The sequence below is a fragment of the Mycobacterium sp. HUMS_12744610 genome, from assembly GCF_041206865.1.
Classification (GTDB): Bacteria; Actinomycetota; Actinomycetes; order Mycobacteriales; family Mycobacteriaceae; genus Mycobacterium; species Mycobacterium servetii.
In genome coordinates this window covers 4,363,692-4,380,776 of sequence record NZ_JBGEDP010000001.1, presented here as the reverse complement: position 1 = coordinate 4,380,776, position 17,085 = coordinate 4,363,692, and the positions used below count along the sequence as shown (strand labels likewise).

Here is a 17,085-nt window from a genome sequence, read left to right as displayed (position 1 = left end):
CCTCAGCCGGTGCGCCCAAGCAGGTGACGCAGGGTCTGATCGAGGCCGGGCCGGCGGAACCGGTGTTCGGCCGCTTCGAGCTTGCGGGGGAGCACGCGCTGGCTGGCGCACGCGAGTTCGCGGGCGCCCTGCGCGCCGAGCAGCAGCCGTGGGCCCAGCGGCGGGACCGGCAGCAGCGCGGGACGATGCAGCACACGGGCCAGGGTGTGGGTGTATTCGTCGTTGCGAACCGGTTGCGGGGCAACGGCGTTGACCGCACCGGTCAGCGCGTCGTCCCACAGCGCGCGGTGGTACACGTCGACCAGGTCGTCGATGCCGATCCAGGACAGCCATTGCCGGCCGCTGCCCAGCCGCCCGCCCAGTCCGGCGGAGAACAGCGGACGCAGCAGCCGCAGGGTGCCGCCGCGGGGGGATTGCACGATGCCGGTGCGCACCCGCACCACGCGCACCCCGGCCTCCTCGGCCGGCGCGGCCGCGTCCTCCCAGTCGGCGACGACGTCGGCCAAAAACCCGTCTCCGCGGCCGCTGTCCTCCGTGAGGACCTCATCGCCGCGGTCGTACCCGTAGTACCCGATCGCCGACGCCGAGACGAACGCCGCGGGCGCGGGGTCGGTGCGGCCCGCCAGTTCGGCCAGGCGGCGGGTGGGGCCGATGCGGCTGTCGCGGATCGCGCGCCGGTGGGCTCCGGTGAACCGTCCGGCGATCGAGGCGCCGGCCAGATGGATCACGGCGTCGACCCCGGTCAGCAGGTCGGGGTCGGGATCGTCGGGGTTCCAGTGCCGCTCGTCGCCGGAGCGCGGGGCGCCGCGCACCAGCCGCACGACGCGATGGCCGCCGGTGCTCAAGAATGCCGTCAGCGCCGAACCCACCAATCCCGAAGACCCCGTGACGGCCACGGTCAGCGGTGCGAGGCCTCGCTCGGCCGCCAGCCGGTGGGCCGCCAGGTCGTCGGCCAGCTGCCGGTACCGGTAGGCGAACATCGCGCGCAGCGCCGCACCGGGCACCGGCGTCTCGACCCGGTCGATCACCCGGGTCCGTTCGCCCAGGTCCTCGAACTCGTGAATGTGTTTCCAGCGCATGGCGATGCGCGTCGGCAGCGAGGCGATCCCGTCGCCGCCGACGGTGTCGACGAAACGCCGCGGGGGGTCGTAGCCGTCCGGTTGGTGCACGGCGATCCAGCGCAGCCCGCCCGGCAGCGCGAGCTCGGCGCGTCCGTCTTTCAGCGAGGCGGCCTCGGCCACGAGCCGCATCGGCTGCCACGGCGGCGAGAGTCGTTCGAAAGCACCCGGCCTGGCGTACCAGGCGAAGACGTCATCGCGGGGCGCATCGACCACGCTCGAGAATTCCAGAGCCATGCCTCGAAGGTAGCTAACGATCGGGCAGCGCGTGCTCGACGATCGGCAGCCGGGGCTGCGGCTGGCGTTCGGCGCGCTTGGCCGCCAGGTATACCTGGGCGGTCTGCTCGCCGACCGTCTGCCAGGAGAAGTCGGAGGTCAGCCGCTCGCGGGCCGCGCGGGCGCGCCGCTGCGCGGCCGCCGGATCGTCGAGCACCGCGCGTACCGCGGACGCCAGCTTCGCCACGTCGCGCGGCGGGCACGACACGCCGGTCCGTCCGTTGATCACCGCCTCGCCCAGGCCGCCGACGTCCGACGTCACCAGCGGGGTGCCGGCCGCGGCGGCCTCCAGGGCAACGATCCCGAACGGTTCGTAATGGCTGGGCAGCACCGCGGCGTCGGCGCGGTGCAGCACCGCCAGTAGCTCGGTGTGGCCGAGATGCCCGACGAACCGAATCGCCTTGAGCACCCGGTGTTTTCGGGCCTGGTCGGCGAGCCATCCCTGTTGGGTGCCGGTCCCGGCGACGGTCAGGGTGGTGCCGGGGTGGGTGCGCCGGATCCTTGGCAGGGCGGCGATGAGGTCGTGCACGCCCTTCTCGTATTCCAGCCGGCCGAGGTAGAGCAGTTCGGCCGGCCCGGTGCGCGGGCGGCGGTCCGCGAACGGCCAGCACGTCACGTCGATACCGTTGCGGATCACGGTGATGCCGGCCAGGCCGGGGCCGAACAGCTCGGTGATCTCCTCGCCCATCGACGCCGAACACGTGATCAGCGAGTCGGATTCGCGCACCAGCCACGACTCGATGGCGTGCACCTGCCGGCTGATCGCCCCGGACACCCAGCCGGAATGCCGCCCGGCCTCGGTGGCGTGGATCGTGGAAACCATTGGCACGTCGTAGAATTGGGCCAGCGCGATGGCCGGATGGGCGACCAGCCAGTCGTGTGCGTGCACGACGTCGGGGCGCCACGGCCGGCTGGTGCCGTGCCGTCTGATAACCAGCCCGGCCCGCACCATCGCGTGGCCCATCGCCAGGGTCCAGGCCATCATGTCGGTGCCGAAGCCGAATTCGTGCGGGTCCTGTGCGGCCGCGATCACGCGGACGCCCTCGTCGATCTGGTCGGAGGTCGGGTGCGTGCTGGGGTCGGTGCCCGTGGGACGCCGGCACAGGACCACGACGTCGTGACCGGCTTCGGCCAGCGCGGTCGACAGGTGGTGCACATGCCGGCCGAGGCCGCCGACCACCACCGGCGGGTACTCCCACGACACCATCAGGATCTTCACGCGCGGGCGCCTTTTCGCGGCGAGGGTGCGCAGAATGCCGTCCGGAGCGGCGTGTCGTCGAGCAGACACGCACGCTCGCGGGAAGAGGCGAAAGTCACCGGGGCAGCCTACGCGCGTCCAGGGCCCCGAACAGTCCGTCGGCGCGGTTCCACCCCTCGGCGAGCCGCTCGGCGGTGTCGCGCCGGCCCGACGCCAGCGCGCCCGCGATCTCTCGGGCCGCGTGCGCGTGCAGGTGGGCGCGGTAGCGCGCGTAATCGGCCGCCGAGTCCTTGCTCACCATGAACGGCCAGTCGCTGGAGACCGTGAGCAGGGTCTCGCGCAGGACCTGGTCGGCGACGCGGTCGCGGGGGACCGGGCCGCCCAGTGGCGCGGCCTGCGACAACGCCTTGTCGACGGTGGTCAGCGCGGTGTCGACGACCTCGGTGTTGAGCCGGACCAGGTCGGCCACCTGCTCCCCGGCCCACACCTGCCAGTCCTTGCCCGACCCCCAGGAGCTGGGCGGCAGGTCGACCGGGGTGCCGACGAACCCGTCGGTGAGCGCGTCGCGCAGGGTGCCCACCCGCACGCCGGCGGCGGGCAGGGCGCGCAACACCCGCGCCAGCCACGTCGGGCCCTCGTACCACCAGTGGCCGAACAGTTCGGTGTCGAAGGCCGCCACGACGTGGGCCGGCCGCCCGAGGCGCTCGGACTCCGCGGCCAGCCGGTTGCGCACGACGTCGACGAAGTCGGCGACATGGACGTCGACCGCGCGGTCGGCGCGGTCCGGGTCGTATGGCGCCTTGGCCCCCGAATCCACGTTGCGGCCGGTCACCCTGGCCGGCTTGAGCCCGGTGAGGTGGTCGTAGGTGTGGAAGTCGCGGTAGGCGGCGTGCCCGGGGTAGCCGGACTTCGGCGACCACACCCGGTAGCTGACCTGCAGGTCGCGGCCGAACGCGACGACGCCGGACCCGCCGACAGGCCGGCCCAGCGCGGTGTCGCCGTGCAGCGACGGGCCGTCGACCATGAAGTGGGTGACCCCGGCGGCGGCGTAATCGTCTTCCAGGCCGGGGGCGTAGGCGCATTCGGGCGCCCAGATGCCGGTCGGGAAGTGCGCCAGTCGCTGCCGCGCGTCGGCAAGGCCCTCACGCAGCGCGAACTCGCGCAGCCGCGGGGTGAGCAACGGCTGGAACGGGTGGGCCAGCGGGCCGCCGAGCAACTCCACAGTGCCCGCCTCGACCAGGCGGCGCAACAGCGGGCTGCCGCCGTGCCGCCACCGGGTGGCGAACTCGTCCAGCGCCCGGTCCGCCTCGGCGCACTCGCGAATCCCCAACGCGCGCAGCGCTTCCGGTGAACACGACGGGTATTCGGCCGACGTCGACCGGGGCGCGGAGCGCACGCTCGCAGCTTCCGACGCCCGCAGCCGCCAGTTCGCCAGCCAGTGGTGCATGCCGTCGAGGCAGTACGGGTCGTCCAGCTGGGCGTTGACCACCGGGGTGACGCCCAGGGTGAGCAGCCCGCGGCGGTCCTCGTCGGCCAGGGTACGCAGCACCCGCAGCAGCGGCAGGTAGGCCGCGGCCCACGACTGGTAGAGCCATTCCTCGCCGACCGGCCAGCGGCCGTGGTGGGCCAGCCACGGTAGATGGGTGTGCAGCACCAGGGTGAACATGCCCGGGACCGGGCGCGCGGCCGGGCTCACGGGCGCACCGCGATCGCGACGAGGTCCAGGCTGTCATCGATGTGCCGGCTGTCACAGGTATCGGCCGCGATCAACTCGAAGTCGTCGGCGCTCACGGCGGCCACGTCGGCCGCCAGCTGCGGCGGCCACGGCGCCTCGGTGACCGCACGCGCGATCTGCGCGTCGATGATGGATCCGCCGTGGCGGGCATCCATCTCCCGCAGTCGCGGACCGTGGAACACGCCGCTGAGCTCGGGTCCGGCGAAACCGCCGGCGACCAGCAGGTCGGCCAGCTCGGCGGCGTCGAGTTCACGGGTGTGGAACGGGTTGACCGGGGTGTCGCGGCCGGGGGAGAACGTGATCCGGTTGGGCGTGGACATCATCAGCAGCCCCGACGGCCGCAGCACCCGGGCGCACTCGGCCACGAACCGGCCCTGGTCCCAGAGGTGCTCGATGACCTGGAAATTGACCACGACGTCGATCGACGCGTCGGGCAGCGGCAGCCGGGCCAGGTTGGCCTGCATGACCTCGACGCGGGGGTAGCGGTCGCGCACGTGGGCCACCGTGGCCTCGTCGTAGTCGAGCGCGACGACCCGGCGGGCGACGCCGGCGATCAAGTCGGCGCCGTACCCCTCGCCGCACCCGGCCTCGAGGACCTCGCGCCCGGCGCACAGCGGCGCCAGCCGCCGGTAGACCACCTGGTGGCGGCGGAACCAGTAGTTCTCGATGTCGAGGCCGGGGATCGTGCGCTCGCCCGTCAGCGTCAGCGCGGCCGGTGCGGTCGCATCGCTGGCCGGGGCGGCGCCGGACCGGTGGGGGGGAACGTCGGGGACGGAGGCGTTCATCGCATAGGCAGGCTAACGCGAAGTGTCTGATTCGCGAACCGCGATGCGGGCACCCCTGGCTTCGCGAGGGCGGACAGGCCGCGGGAACGCGCACGACTACCCGCTATGGTGTGAAGGCAGAGCGCGCAAAGTTACCGGGTAGTAACAGGGCCGTGCGTTGCGAATCGTGTACCGAGGTCGCGCAGCCGGGCGCTGCGGGGCCCCTTCGAGGAGGACGAGCCACACTCATGACGAACATCGTGGTCCTGATCAAGCAGGTCCCAGACACCTGGTCGGAACGCAAGCTGACCGACGGCGACTACACGCTGGACCGCGAGGCCGCCGACGCGGTGCTGGACGAGATCAACGAGCGCGCTGTGGAAGAGGCGCTGCAGATCCGGGAGAAGGAGTCCGCCGACGGCGTCGAGGGATCGGTGACCGTGCTGACCGCGGGCCCCGAGCGCGCCACCGAGGCGATCCGCAAGGCCCTGTCGATGGGGGCCGACAAGGCCGTCCATCTCAAGGACGACGGCATGCACGGCTCGTGTGTCGTGCAGACCGCGTGGGCGCTGGCGCGCGCGCTGGGCACCATCGAGGGCACCGAGCTGGTCATCGCGGGCAACGAGTCCACCGACGGCTCCGGCGGCGCCGTACCCGCCATCATCGCCGAGTACCTGGGCCTGCCACAGCTCACCCACCTGCGCAAGCTCTCGCTCGAGAACGGCAAGGTCACCGGCGAGCGGGAGACCGACGACGGCCTGTTCACCCTCGAGGCGACGCTGCCCGCCGTGGTCAGCGTGACCGAGAAGATCAACGAGCCGCGCTTCCCGTCCTTCAAGGGCATCATGGCCGCCAAGAAGAAAGAGGTCACCGTGCTGACCCTGGCAGAGATCGGCGTCGAGGCCGACGAGGTCGGGCTGGCCAACGCCGGGTCGACCGTGTTGTCGTCGACACCGAAGCCGCCGAAGACGGCCGGCGAGAAGGTCGTCGACGAGGGCGAGGGCGGCAACCAGATCGCCCAGTACCTGATCGCCCAGAAGATCATCTAGCACCCCAGGCACATCCCAGACACGAGAAGAGCGAAGAACCCATGGCTGAAGTACTGGTGCTCGTCGAGCACGCCGAAGGCGCGGTGAAGAAGGTCACCGCCGAACTGATCACCGCCGCCCGGGCGCTGGGCGAGCCGGCGGCCGTCGTCATCGGCAAGCCGGCCACGGCCGAGCCGCTGGTCGACGGGCTCAAGGAGGCCGGCGCCGCCAAGATCTACGTCGCCGAGTCCGACGAGGTCGACAACTACCTGATCACCCCGTACGTCGACGTGCTGGCCGCGCTGGCCGAGTCGGCCACCCCGGCCGCCATCCTGCTGGCCGCCAACGCCGACGGCAAGGAGATCGCGGGCCGCCTGGCCGCGCGGATCGGGTCGGGGCTGCTGGTCGACGTGGTCGAGGTCAAGGAGGGCAACAAGGCCGTCCACTCCATCTTCGGTGGCGCGTTCACCGTCGAGGCGCAAGCCAACGGCGACACCCCGGTGATCACGGTGCGCGCCGGCGCGGTCGAGGCGGAGCCGCAGGCCGGGGCGGGCGAGCAGGTCAGCGTGGCGGTGCCGGCCGCCGCCGAGAACGCCACCAAGATCACCGCCCGCGAGCCCGCGGTCGCCGGTGACCGCCCGGAGCTGACCGAGGCCACCATCGTGGTCTCCGGGGGCCGCGGCGTCGGCAGCGCGGAGAACTTCCATGTGGTCGAGGAACTCGCGGACGCACTGGGTGCGGCCGTCGGTGCGTCGCGCGCCGCGGTGGACTCCGGTTACTACCCGGGCCAGTTCCAGGTCGGCCAGACCGGCAAGACGGTCTCGCCGCAGCTCTACATCGCGCTGGGCATCTCCGGGGCTATCCAGCACCGCGCCGGCATGCAGACGTCGAAGACCATCGTCGCGGTCAACAAGGACGAAGAGGCGCCGATCTTCGAGATCGCCGACTACGGCATCGTGGGCGACCTGTTCAAGGTGGCCCCGCAACTCACGGAGGCGATCAAGGCCCGCAAGGGCTGAGTCCCCGCCGCGAACAAACGCAAAAACCCCCGCGCGCATCGCGGGGGTTTTGCTGGGGGTACCTCCCGCTTGCGGGGGGGCTGCTCACCCCAGCATCGTCTCGATACGGCGCACCGCGACCGAGCACACCGTCACATACGGCGCCGACCACCACGGCACCGCGATGCTCACCCGCGCGCCGTCGCCGACCGGGTCGACCCGGTGGTGGGTGGCCGGCACCCCCGCCACCTTCCAGGCCCAGTGCCGCCCCGGGTCGAATTCGGTGACGACGAAGGGCACCGTGACCAGCAGCGAGGTCTGCACCGCGCCGGTCGCTTGCAACCCCAATTCGGTGTGGGGCGCGTCGAGCCGTGCCCGCCGGATCGTCGGACCCCACCGCGGCCACGCGTCGAGGTCGATTAGCAGCGCCCACACCGCCGCCGGCGGCGCCGCGATCACCCTCTCGGCGGTGAGCATGACGGCGCCGCCCGTCACGGCGCCGACCGCCCGAGCCGGTGCTGCTGGGCGACAACCTCGTGCCAGATGTAAGCGCGCCGGCCGATCAGCTGGCGGATGTAGCCCTCGACGCCGACGAGCGGCGCGCGCCCGGCGCGGTAGGCCTCCTCGGCGGCGTGGGCGCAGTCCAGGGGGTCCAGCAGCCCCAGGTTCATGGGGGCCGACAGCGGGCTGTGCGCCATCACCCGGTCGCCGCTGAGCATCGCGTCTCGAGCGTCGCGGTAGAAGTCCTCCAGGCGCAGGGTCTCACGCCGCCCGGCCCACTCGCCGAACTCGGCGCGGCTCGTGCAGGAGCCGCGGGCTGGCAGCACCTCGATCCCCGGCCGCGACCGCACGAACTTCTCGGCAGCCCACGACGTCGGCTGGCAGGCGCTGAGCGGTCCGGCGACACGGTCCAGAGCCTCGCCGTAGGTGCGGGTTTGCAAGAACAAGGCCTGGTCGCCGGGTTCGACCGCGCGGTGGCGCAGCGCCGAGAGCACCAGGTGGGCCTTGCGCCGGTGGAAGCGGCGCCGTTCGAACACCGCCCGGGACTCGACGAGCAGCACCGGCTGGTCGGGCCGGTCCAGGAAGTGCGGGCCCAGCTGGTCGGCGAAACACCACCGCCGCGGTCATCGCCCCCCGGTGAGTTACGCCACATGGTGCTCCCGCCCCATCCGAACTGTCGGTGACGGCTACGTGAACCGGCCTACCTCTGTCGGCGTCAGGTTAACCGCGGCCGGGCCCCTGCGCCCCCGCGCGCGTGCATTTCGTCATCTGACGTGCACCGACACGTCAGCGCGCCGATGCCGACTCGCCGAACGGTTGCGACACGGTCGTGACATGAGCATTGCTTCTGTCCTCATACCCGGCGCCAAACCGGCCAGCGCGCCGGCCGGCCCCAGCTACTCTTTGCTGCTGTCCACCGACCCCGCCATGATCGAGGCGGCGCAGCGGCTGCGCTACGACGTGCTCAGCAGTACCCCCGGCTTCGTCCTGCCGGCCAGCGGCTACGAACGGCGCGACGTCGACCGGTTCGACGAGTTCTGCGACCACCTGCTGGTCCGCGACGACGACAGCGGCGAGCTGGTGGGCTGCTACCGGATGCTGGCGCCGGCGGGCGCGATCGCGGCCGGCGGGCTCTACACCGAGACCGAGTTCGACCTCCGCGCGTTCGACCCGCTACGGCCGTCGCTGGTGGAGATGGGCCGCGCCGTGGTGCGCGACGGCCACCGCAACGGCGGCGTGGTGCTGCTGATGTGGGCCGGCATCCTGGCCTACCTGGACCGCTGCGGCTACGACTACGTCACCGGGTGCGTGTCGGTGCCGATCGGCGACGAGACCGGCGACGAGGCGCCCGGCAGCCGGCTGCGCGGGGTCCGCGACTTCATCCTGGGCCGGCACGCGGCGCCGCCGCAGTACCGGGTGCATCCGCGCCGGCCGGTGGTCATCGACGGCAGGGCCCTCGACGACATCCCCGCGCCGGCGCGGCCGTCGGTTCCCGCCCTGCTGCGCGGCTATCTGCGGCTGGGCGCCCAGGTCTGCGGCGAGCCCGCCCACGATCCGGCCTTCGGCGTCGCCGACTTCTGCGTCCTGCTGGACAAGCGGCGCGCCGACACCCGATACCTGCGCAGGCTGCGGTCGGTCTCGGCGGCCGCCGAGCTGACCTCCGACGCGGCCGGCGGTGCGCGGTGAACCCCGCCACCGGCCACGCCTGGCTGCCCCACAACAAGTGCGACGTCGGCTGCATCGGCCGGCGCACCGCGGAGGACGAGTTTGGCCTGTGGGTGGCGCTGCGGGTGGCGCTGCGCTGCACGCTGGCGCTGCTGCTGGCGCCGGGGCTGCCGCTGCTGGCGGTGCCCCTGCCCGGCCGGACCCGCGTCCAGCGCCTGTACTGCCGGTTGGTGCTGCGCTGTTTCGGTGTGCGGATCACGGTGTCGGGCAACCCGATCCGCAATCTGCGCGGGGTGCTGGTGGTCAGCCCCCACACGTCGTGGCTGGACGTATTCGCCATCGGTTCGGTGTTGCCAGGGTCGTTCGTGGCCCGCGCCGACATGTTCACCGGCCGCGGGACGGGGGTGGTGGCCCGGATCCTGAAGATCATCCCGATCGAGCGGTCCAGCCTGCGGCGCCTGCCCGCGGTGGTGGACGCCGTCGCCGGGCGGCTGCGCGCGGGGCAGACGGTCGTGGCCTTCCCCGAGGGCACCACCTGGTGCGGACAGGCCCGGGGATCGCACCAGGGCCGCGGGTCGTTTTACCCGGCGATGTTCCAGGCCGCCGTCGATACCGGGCGCCCGGTGCAGCCGCTGCGGCTGACCTACCACCACGCCGACGGCAGCGTGTCGACCGTGCCGGCCTTCGTCGGCGACGAGACGCTGCCGCGGTCGATCCGCCGCCTGCTCACCGTGCGCCGCACGCTGGCGCGGGTTCAGGTCGAAGCCCTGCAGTTGCCGGGCACCGATCGGCGGGACCTGGCCGGCCGCTGCCAGTCCGCGGTGGTCGTGGGGGCCGCCCGGCGCCAGGGCGACGGACACGTGCTGGTGGCCTGACACAGGCAGGTAACGTGGGGCGCGTCATGGTCTACCTGGATCACGCCGCCACCACCCCGATGCACCCCGCCGCCGTCGAGGCGATGACGGCCGCGCTCGGGTCGGTCGGCAACGCGTCCTCGCTGCACACCAGCGGGCGGGCGGCGCGGCGGCGGGTCGAGGAATCCCGCGAGCTCATCGCCGACCGGCTGGGTGCGCGCCCGTCCGAGGTGATCTTCACCGCGGGCGGCACCGAGAGCGACAACCTGGCCGTCAAGGGCATCTACTGGGCCCGGCGCGACGCCGACCCGCGTCACCGCCGCATCGTGACCACCGAGGTCGAACACCACGCCGTCCTGGACGCGGTGAACTGGCTCGTCGCACACGAGGGCGCGCGGGTGACCTGGCTGCCCACGGCTGCGGACGGGTCGGTCTCGGCGGCCGCGCTGCGCGAGGCGCTGCAGGCCCACGACGACGTCGCACTGGTGTCGGTGATGTGGGCCAACAACGAGGTCGGCACCGTGCTGCCCGTCGCCGAGCTCGCCGCCGTCGCCGCCGAATTCGGCGTCCCGATGCACAGCGACGCCGTGCAGGCGGTGGGCCAGCTGCCCGTCGACTTCTCCGCCGGCGCGCTGTCGGCGATGAGCGTGACCGCGCACAAGTTCGGCGGGCCCGCCGGCGTGGGCGCGTTGCTGCTGCGCCGCGACGTGGGCTGCGTGCCGCTGTCGCACGGTGGCGGGCAGGAGCGCGACATCCGTTCCGGCACGGCTGATGTGGCCGGTGTCGTCGGGATGGCGGCGGCGGCCCGGATCGCGGTGGATGGTCTGGAATCCAACAGCCTGCGCCTGCGGGCGTTGCGCGACCGGCTGATCGACGGCGTGCTGGCCGGCGTCGACGACGTCAGCCTCAACGGCGCGCCCGATCCGTTGCGGCTGCCCGGCAACGCGCACTTCACGTTCCGCGGCTGCGAGGGCGATGCGCTGCTGATGTTGTTGGACGCCAACGGGATCGAGTGTTCGACGGGTTCGGCCTGCACCGCCGGCGTCGCGCAGCCGTCGCACGTGCTGATCGCGATGGGGGCCGACCCGGCCAGCGCCCGCGGCTCGCTGCGGTTCTCGTTGGGCCACACCAGCGTCGACGCCGACGTCGACGCGCTGTTGGCCGTGGTGCCCGGCGCGGTGGACCGCGCCCGCCGTGCCGCCCTGGCCGCCGCGGGGGCCTCCTAGGTGAAGGTCCTCGCTGCGATGAGCGGCGGTGTGGACTCATCGGTGGCCGCCGCCCGCATGGTCGACGCCGGGCACGAGGTGGTCGGCGTGCATCTGGCGCTGTCGGCCGCACCCGGCACGCTGCGCACCGGTTCGCGCGGCTGCTGCTCCAAGGAGGACGCCGCCGACGCGCGCCGCGTCGCCGACGTACTCGGAATCCCTTTCTACGTCTGGGATTTCGCCGAGAAGTTCCAGGCGGACGTGATCGACGACTTCGTGTCGTCCTACGCGCGCGGCGAGACGCCCAACCCGTGCGTGCGCTGCAACCAGCGGATCAAGTTCTCGGCGCTGTCGGCCAGGGCGCTCGCGCTGGGTTTCGACACCGTGGCCACGGGCCACTACGCCCGGCTGTCCGGGGGGCGGCTGCGCCGCGCCGTCGACCGCGACAAGGACCAGTCCTACGTGCTGGCGGTGCTGACCGCCGGGCAGCTGCGCCACGCGGTGTTCCCGATCGGGGACACGCCCAAGCCGCAGATTCGCGCCGAGGCCGCCCGGCGCGGCCTGGCGGTCGCCGAAAAGCCGGACAGCCACGACATCTGCTTCATCCCGTCCGGGGACACCCGGACCTTCCTGGGCGAGCGCATCGGGGTGCGGCCCGGCAGCGTGGTCGACGCCGACGGGGCGGTGCTGGCGACCCACGACGGGGTGCACGGCTTCACCGTGGGGCAGCGCAAGGGCCTGGGCATCGCCGGGCCGGGGTCCGACGGCGCCCCGCGCTATGTGACGGCGATCGACGCCGAGACCGCCACGGTGCGGGTGGGTGCGGCGACCGACCTCGACGTCGTCGAGCTGGTCGGGCGCTCGCCGGTGTTCACCGCCGGCGCCGCGCCGTCCGGCGCAATCGAATGCGCGGTGCAGGTGCGTGCGCACGGCGAAACGGCAAGTGCGGTCGCGGAATTGGTCGACGACGAGCTGGTCGTGCGGCTGTGTGACCCGCTGCGCGGGGTGGCGCGCGGTCAGACGCTGGTGCTGTACCGGCCCGATCCCGGCGGCGACGAGGTGATCGGCAGCGCCACCATCGCGGGCACCGGGCGCTAATTCGGCACGTTGGCGACGATGTTGGTCATCACGATGTCGGACACCGACTGCGGGAAGCCGCAGTAGGTGACCTCCAGCAGGGCCACCGACAGGACCCGGTAGTCGCGCCCGCAGCCGCCGGGGCGCAGGTGCAGCGAATGCGTGTCGGCCTGCCAGTCGCCGACGAGCAGCTGGCCGGCCGGGCTGTCGGCGCAGTTGCCGACGGTGGCCACCAGGGCGCCGAACGCCCGCCGGGCGGTGTCGGCGTCCGGGTAGGCGGCGGCGCCCTCCGAGATCAGCGCCCCCTCGGGCGGATCCTGGAACGTCGTCTTGTGGAACTCCTCGATGTCGGGCCCGAACGTCGCGGTCTCGGCGAACAGGAACCGGCATTCTTGCGGCGCGTTGTCGGCCAGCGCGTCGATGTCCACCGGGCTGATGCCGTCCATCGACGGGATGATCGTGAGGTGCTCGCCGGCGCCGGTGATCGCGCGCATGCGGGGCTGGTCCAGCAGCACCGTGTCGACGTCGATGCCGTGCACGGGGTGCCGGGTGGCGCCGTAGCCCGGCAGCGCCGTGCCGTCCACCACCCGCGTGCACGCCGCGGTGAGCAAAACCGCGCCGGTGATCAGCAGGGGCCGCGTGAATCTCACCATCCGCCACACCGTCCGTTCCAGGGTTGAAACTACCCCGGCGGGCCCCCGGCAAACACCCCTGACGGGGCGCGTCTTGCGGGGCGTCGCATACGGTTGCCCGGTGAGTGTGTTCGCGACCGCCAGCGGCGTCGGCTCGTGGCCCGGCGTCACCCCGCGGCAGGCGGCTGAGGTCGTCGTCGGCGAACTGGGGGGCGCGCTCGCCCACATCGCCGAGCTGCCCGCCCGCGGCGTGGGCGCCGATCTGCTCGGCCGGGCCGGGGCGCTGCTCATCGACGTGGCCATCGACACCACGACGCGCGGCTACCGCATCGTCGCCCGGCCCGGGGCGGTGACCCGCCGGGCCGTCAGCCTGCTCGACGAGGACTCCGATGCGCTCGAAGAGGCCTGGGAGATCGCCGGCCTGCGCGGCGGGGGACGCGTGGTCAAGGTGCAGGCGCCGGGGCCGATCACGCTGGCCGCCGGGCTGGAGCTGGCCAACGGGCACCGGGCGATCACCGACCCCGGCGCGCTGCGCGACCTGGCGGCCTCGCTGGCCGAGGGCGTCGCCGCGCACCGCGCCGCGCTGTCCCGGCGGCTCGAGACGCCCGTGGTGGTGCAGTTCGACGAGCCGTCGCTGCCGACGGCGCTGGGCGGGCGGCTGACCGGGGTGACGTCGCTGAGCACGGTCCCCGCGCTGGACGAGGCGGTGGCCGGCCCGCTGCTCGACGCCTGCGTCGACAAGGTGGGCGCCGACGTGCTGTTACACAGCTGCGCTCCGGAGCTTCCGTGGAACCTGTTGCAGCGCAGTGCGATCAGCGCCGTATCGGTGGACGCGGGCACGCTGGGTGCCGCGGACCTGGACGGCGTCGCCGCGTTCGTCGAGTCGGGCCGCACCGTCATGCTCGGCGTGGTCGCCGTGACGGCGCCCGAGCGGCGCCCGTCGGCCGAGGAGGTGGCCGCCGCGGTGGTCGCGGTGACCGACCGGCTCGGGTTCTCCCGCGCGGCGCTGCGCGACCGGATCGGCGTCACGCCCGCGTGCGGGCTGGCCGGTGCGACCCAGCAGTGGGCCCGCACCGCGATCGGGCTCGCGCGCAAGGCCGCCGAGGCGTTCGCGCAGGATCCGGACGCGATCGGCCCCGGATAGGGGAGCGTCCGGGTCAGTCGAACGGCGGACGCCAGCGCAGGCCCGGGAAGCGGGCGAAACCGCGGTCGGTGGTGACCCAGGTCGCGCCGTTCTCGATGGCCAGAGCGGCGTGGTAGGCGTCGGCCACCGCGTTGCCCTTGGCGCCGATCCGGTCGCACAGCGCGTCGAAGATGTCCCAGTGCCGCGGCCCCGGCCGCAGCGCGACGGCCGCGGGAGCCGTTCGGAGAGCGCGGCACGCCTCGAGCGCCTGAGCCGTGGTGCTCGGCTGTCGAAAGACGCGATGGTTGGTGATCAAGCGGATGACACCCGACAGCACGAGCTCGCTCATCCCGACCGGCTCGTCGCCGACGAGTCGATCTTCCATCCAGGCACGATACGCGGCGTGCCGGGCGCTGTCGCGGCGGATGGCATAGACGCAGACGTTGACATCAAGGAGCAGCATTGTCGCCCAGCAGCTCGGCGAGGGCGTCCTTGTCTTCCAGGTCGACGCCCGCCTGCAACCCACCGCTGCCGTGGGTCGGCAACCGGAACTCGGTGCGGCCGCCTTCGTCGCCGCACCGCCGCAGCAGTGCGCGCAACGCGTCGTCGACTATCGCTCCGAGCGGCCGGGATGTTTTCGCCGCCAGGACCTTTGCCTCGGCGAGCAAGTCGGCGTCGATGTTGATCGTCGTCCGCACCTGCGCATCATAGCATCAGTTATCGGCATCATGATGCGCACGGCTCCCGTGTCTGCGCCCTCCGTTAGCCTGCCAAGGTGAGTTCAGCAGAGGCCGGCCCCGCCCCGCCCGAGGTTCGGCGGCAGTGGCGCGAACTGGCCGACGAGGTGCGCGAACACCAGTTCCGCTACTACGTGCGCGACGCGCCGATCATCTCCGACGCGGAGTTCGACGAGCTGCTGCTGCGGCTGACGGCGCTCGAGGAGCGCTATCCCGAGCTGCGCACCCCCGATTCGCCCACCCAGCTGGTCGGCGGCGCCGGCTTCGCCACCGACTTCGCCTCCGCCGAGCACCTGGAGCGCATGCTCAGCCTGGACAACGTGTTCAGCACCGACGAGTTCGACGCGTGGGCCGCCCGCATCCACGCCGAGGTCGGCACCGACGTGGCCTTCCTGTGCGAGCTCAAGATCGACGGGGTGGCGCTGTCGCTGGTCTACCGCGAGGGCCGGCTGGTGCGGGCGGCGACCCGCGGCGACGGGCGGGTCGGCGAAGACGTGACGCTCAACGCGCGCACCATCGACGACGTCCCCGAACGGCTCACGGCCGGCCCGAATCACCCGATACCCGAGGTGCTCGAGGTGCGCGGTGAGGTGTTCTTCCGGCTCGCCGACTTCGAGGCCCTCAACGCCAGCCTCGTCGAGGAGGGCAAAACGCCGTTCGCCAACCCGCGCAACAGCGCCGCGGGCTCGCTGCGGCAGAAGGACCCCGCGGTCACCGCCCGCCGCAGGCTCCGGATGATCTGCCACGGGCTCGGGCACACCGAGGGATTCCGGCCCGCGACCCTGCACGACGCCTACCTTGCGCTCGGTGCCTGGGGACTGCCCGTCTCCAGCCACACCACCCGGGTCGACAGCGTCGCCGGCGTGCACGAGCGGATCCGCTACTGGGGCGAGCACCGCCACGACGTGGACCACGAGATCGACGGCGTCGTCGTCAAACTCGACGACGTGGCGCTGCAGCGCAGGCTGGGCTCGACGTCGCGGGCGCCGCGCTGGGCGATCGCCTACAAGTACTCGCCGCAGGAGGTGCAGACCAAGCTTCTGGACATCCGGGTCAACGTCGGCCGGACCGGGCGCGTCACGCCGTTCGCCCTCATGGCGCCGGTCAAGGTCGCCGGTTCGACGGTGGCGCTGGCGACCCTGCACAACGCCGCCGAGGTCAGGCGCAAGGGCGTGCTGATCGGGGACACCGTGGTGATCCGCAAGGCCGGCGACGTGATCCCCGAGGTGCTGGGTCCGGTCGTCGACCTGCGCGACGGCTCCGAACGTGCGTTCGTCATGCCCACCCACTGCCCCGAGTGCGGCACCGAACTGGCCCCCGAGAAGGAGGGCGACGCCGACATCCGCTGCCCCAACGCCCGGTCCTGCCCGGCGCAGCTGCGGGAGCGCGTGTTCCACGTCGCCGGCCGCGGCGCCCTCGACATCGAGGGTCTGGGCTACGAGGCGGCCGCCGCGCTGCTGGCCGCCGGGGTGATCGCCGACGAGGGCGACCTGTTCACGCTCACCGAGGACGACCTGCTGCGCACCGAGCTGTTCCGGACGAAGGCCGGAACGCTGTCGGCCAACGGCGCGCGGCTGCTGGCCAACCTCGAGGAGGCCAAGGCCGCGCCGCTGTGGCGGGTGCTGGTGGCGCTGTCGATCCGGCACGTGGGACCCACGGCCGCCCGCGCCCTGGCCACCGAGTTCGGCGACCTGCAGGCGGTCGAGTCGGCGTCCACCGAGCAGCTGGCCGCGGTCGAGGGCGTGGGACCGACCATCGCCGCGGCGGTCACCGAGTGGTTCACCGTGGACTGGCACCGCACGATCGTCGACAAGTGGCGGGCCGCGGGCGTGCGCATGGCCGACGAGCGCGACACGAGCGTGCCGCGCACCTGCGAGGGTCTGACGGTCGTGGTCACCGGTTCGCTGACCGGGTTCTCCCGCGACGAGGCCAAGGAGGCGATCGTGGCGCGCGGCGGCAAGGCCGCCGGTTCGGTGTCGAAGAAGACCGACTTCGTCGTCGCCGGCGATTCGCCCGGCTCCAAATACGACAAGGCCGTCGAGCTGGGGGTCCCGATCCTCGACGAGGACGGCTTCCGCCGGTTGCTCGAGCAGGGGCCCCCGGACGGGGAAACCCCCGAATAGTTCCCCGCGGCCGGTTGCGCGCCCGCGTGTGAGGGTACTCACACGCCAATT

Annotated in this window: 17 protein-coding genes; 8 read left to right on the top strand and 9 right to left on the bottom strand. The window is 72.8% G+C overall.

Translation table 11 applies throughout. The features are described from left to right. Positions 1–2 precede the first annotated feature (2 nt). From AB8998_RS21065 to AB8998_RS21050, 4 genes are all read right to left on the bottom strand, one after another. On the bottom strand, positions 3–1,355 hold the full coding sequence (locus tag AB8998_RS21065; RefSeq protein WP_369739625.1) for a TIGR01777 family oxidoreductase: 1,353 nt from the start codon (positions 1,353–1,355) through the stop codon (positions 3–5). A gap of 13 nt (positions 1,356–1,368) precedes the next feature. Then, the gene (locus AB8998_RS21060) at positions 1,369–2,613 is read right to left on the bottom strand and encodes a glycosyltransferase family 4 protein (protein ID WP_369739624.1); all 1,245 of its coding nucleotides are present in this window, start codon (positions 2,611–2,613) and stop codon (positions 1,369–1,371) included. A 94-nt stretch (positions 2,614–2,707) separates the two neighbouring features. Then, the gene (locus tag AB8998_RS21055; RefSeq protein WP_369741686.1) at positions 2,708–4,258 is read right to left on the bottom strand and encodes a 1,4-alpha-glucan branching protein domain-containing protein; all 1,551 of its coding nucleotides are present in this window, start codon (positions 4,256–4,258) and stop codon (positions 2,708–2,710) included. 26 nt (positions 4,259–4,284) lie between these two features. Further along, the gene (locus tag AB8998_RS21050; protein WP_369739623.1) at positions 4,285–5,112 is read right to left on the bottom strand and encodes a class I SAM-dependent methyltransferase; all 828 of its coding nucleotides are present in this window, start codon (positions 5,110–5,112) and stop codon (positions 4,285–4,287) included. Between the two features lie 227 nt (positions 5,113–5,339). Between AB8998_RS21050 and AB8998_RS21045 the strand changes: the two genes are divergently transcribed. After that, positions 5,340–6,140: an electron transfer flavoprotein subunit beta/FixA family protein gene (locus AB8998_RS21045; RefSeq protein ID WP_369739621.1), complete on the top strand. Its 801-nt coding sequence runs from the start codon at positions 5,340–5,342 to the stop codon at positions 6,138–6,140. 41 nt (positions 6,141–6,181) lie between these two features. Then, positions 6,182–7,138 carry an electron transfer flavoprotein subunit alpha/FixB family protein gene (locus tag AB8998_RS21040; protein WP_369739619.1) on the top strand — a complete coding sequence of 319 codons (957 nt, stop codon included), beginning with the start codon at positions 6,182–6,184 and terminating at the stop codon, positions 7,136–7,138. Between the two features lie 84 nt (positions 7,139–7,222). On the opposite strand, the gene AB8998_RS21035 is transcribed toward AB8998_RS21040, so the two are convergent. Together AB8998_RS21035 and AB8998_RS21030 are read right to left on the bottom strand one after the other, a co-directional pair. Next, entirely contained in the window at positions 7,223–7,612 is a 390-nt protein-coding gene (locus tag AB8998_RS21035; RefSeq protein ID WP_369739618.1) for an SRPBCC family protein, read from the bottom strand. After that, positions 7,609–8,214, bottom strand: coding sequence for a cryptochrome/photolyase family protein (locus AB8998_RS21030; protein WP_369741685.1), 606 nt, complete (start codon positions 8,212–8,214; stop codon positions 7,609–7,611). Before AB8998_RS21030 ends, AB8998_RS21035 begins: the two co-directional genes overlap by 4 nt. Positions 8,215–8,452: 238 nt before the next feature. On the opposite strand from AB8998_RS21030, the gene AB8998_RS21025 reads away from it, so the two are divergent. From AB8998_RS21025 to mnmA, 4 genes are read left to right on the top strand one after another with little or no spacing between them, the layout of a single operon-like run. Beyond that, a complete protein-coding gene (locus AB8998_RS21025; protein WP_369739616.1) occupies positions 8,453–9,304 on the top strand; it encodes a GNAT family N-acetyltransferase in 852 nt (283 codons plus the stop codon). After that, positions 9,301–10,158, top strand: coding sequence for a lysophospholipid acyltransferase family protein (locus AB8998_RS21020; protein WP_369739615.1), 858 nt, complete (start codon positions 9,301–9,303; stop codon positions 10,156–10,158). The genes AB8998_RS21025 and AB8998_RS21020 overlap by 4 nt, the downstream gene beginning before the upstream one ends. Positions 10,159–10,184: 26 nt before the next feature. Continuing rightward, the gene (locus AB8998_RS21015; RefSeq protein ID WP_369739614.1) at positions 10,185–11,363 is read left to right on the top strand and encodes a cysteine desulfurase family protein; all 1,179 of its coding nucleotides are present in this window, start codon (positions 10,185–10,187) and stop codon (positions 11,361–11,363) included. Then, positions 11,364–12,440, top strand: a complete 1,077-nt coding sequence (gene mnmA, locus AB8998_RS21010) for a tRNA 2-thiouridine(34) synthase MnmA (protein WP_369739613.1) — start codon at positions 11,364–11,366, stop codon at positions 12,438–12,440. Here the strand turns inward: mnmA and AB8998_RS21005 are convergent. Then, the gene (locus tag AB8998_RS21005) at positions 12,437–13,072 is read right to left on the bottom strand and encodes a sensor domain-containing protein (RefSeq protein ID WP_369739612.1); all 636 of its coding nucleotides are present in this window, start codon (positions 13,070–13,072) and stop codon (positions 12,437–12,439) included. The two genes, mnmA and AB8998_RS21005, sit on opposite strands and share 4 nt — an antisense overlap. Before the next feature lie 100 nt (positions 13,073–13,172). Between AB8998_RS21005 and AB8998_RS21000 the strand changes: the two genes are divergently transcribed. Next, the gene (locus tag AB8998_RS21000) at positions 13,173–14,195 is read left to right on the top strand and encodes a uroporphyrinogen decarboxylase/cobalamine-independent methonine synthase family protein (protein ID WP_369739611.1); all 1,023 of its coding nucleotides are present in this window, start codon (positions 13,173–13,175) and stop codon (positions 14,193–14,195) included. A 13-nt stretch (positions 14,196–14,208) separates the two neighbouring features. Here AB8998_RS21000 and AB8998_RS20995 read toward each other — a convergent pair whose 3' ends face one another. Further along, positions 14,209–14,637 carry a type II toxin-antitoxin system VapC family toxin gene (locus AB8998_RS20995; protein WP_369739610.1) on the bottom strand — a complete coding sequence of 143 codons (429 nt, stop codon included), beginning with the start codon at positions 14,635–14,637 and terminating at the stop codon, positions 14,209–14,211. Then, positions 14,624–14,872, bottom strand: a complete 249-nt coding sequence (locus tag AB8998_RS20990) for a type II toxin-antitoxin system VapB family antitoxin (RefSeq protein ID WP_369739609.1) — start codon at positions 14,870–14,872, stop codon at positions 14,624–14,626. The genes AB8998_RS20995 and AB8998_RS20990 overlap by 14 nt, the downstream gene beginning before the upstream one ends. A 77-nt stretch (positions 14,873–14,949) precedes the next feature. Here AB8998_RS20990 and ligA point away from each other — a divergent pair, with 77 nt between their 5' ends. Then, on the top strand, positions 14,950–17,034 hold the full coding sequence (gene ligA / locus AB8998_RS20985; protein WP_369739608.1) for an NAD-dependent DNA ligase LigA: 2,085 nt from the start codon (positions 14,950–14,952) through the stop codon (positions 17,032–17,034). Positions 17,035–17,085: the final 51 nt, after the last annotated feature.

Bases quoted from the DNA above. Each gene is read 5' to 3' on its own strand.
- AB8998_RS21050 (WP_369739623.1), bottom strand. From the start codon at position 5,112: ATGAACGCCTCCGTCCCCGACGTTCCCCCCCACCGGTCCGGCGCCGCC.
- AB8998_RS21065 (WP_369739625.1), bottom strand. From the start codon at position 1,355: ATGGCTCTGGAATTCTCGAGCGTGGTCGATGCGCCCCGCGATGACGTC.
- AB8998_RS21005 (WP_369739612.1), bottom strand. From the start codon at position 13,072: ATGGTGAGATTCACGCGGCCCCTGCTGATCACCGGCGCGGTTTTGCTC.
- AB8998_RS20995 (WP_369739610.1), bottom strand. From the start codon at position 14,637: ATGCTGCTCCTTGATGTCAACGTCTGCGTCTATGCCATCCGCCGCGAC.
- AB8998_RS21045 (WP_369739621.1), top strand. From the start codon at position 5,340: ATGACGAACATCGTGGTCCTGATCAAGCAGGTCCCAGACACCTGGTCG.
- AB8998_RS21015 (WP_369739614.1), top strand. From the start codon at position 10,185: ATGGTCTACCTGGATCACGCCGCCACCACCCCGATGCACCCCGCCGCC.
- AB8998_RS21040 (WP_369739619.1), top strand. From the start codon at position 6,182: ATGGCTGAAGTACTGGTGCTCGTCGAGCACGCCGAAGGCGCGGTGAAG.
- AB8998_RS21025 (WP_369739616.1), top strand. From the start codon at position 8,453: ATGAGCATTGCTTCTGTCCTCATACCCGGCGCCAAACCGGCCAGCGCG.
- AB8998_RS21055 (WP_369741686.1), bottom strand. From the start codon at position 4,258: ATGTTCACCCTGGTGCTGCACACCCATCTACCGTGGCTGGCCCACCAC.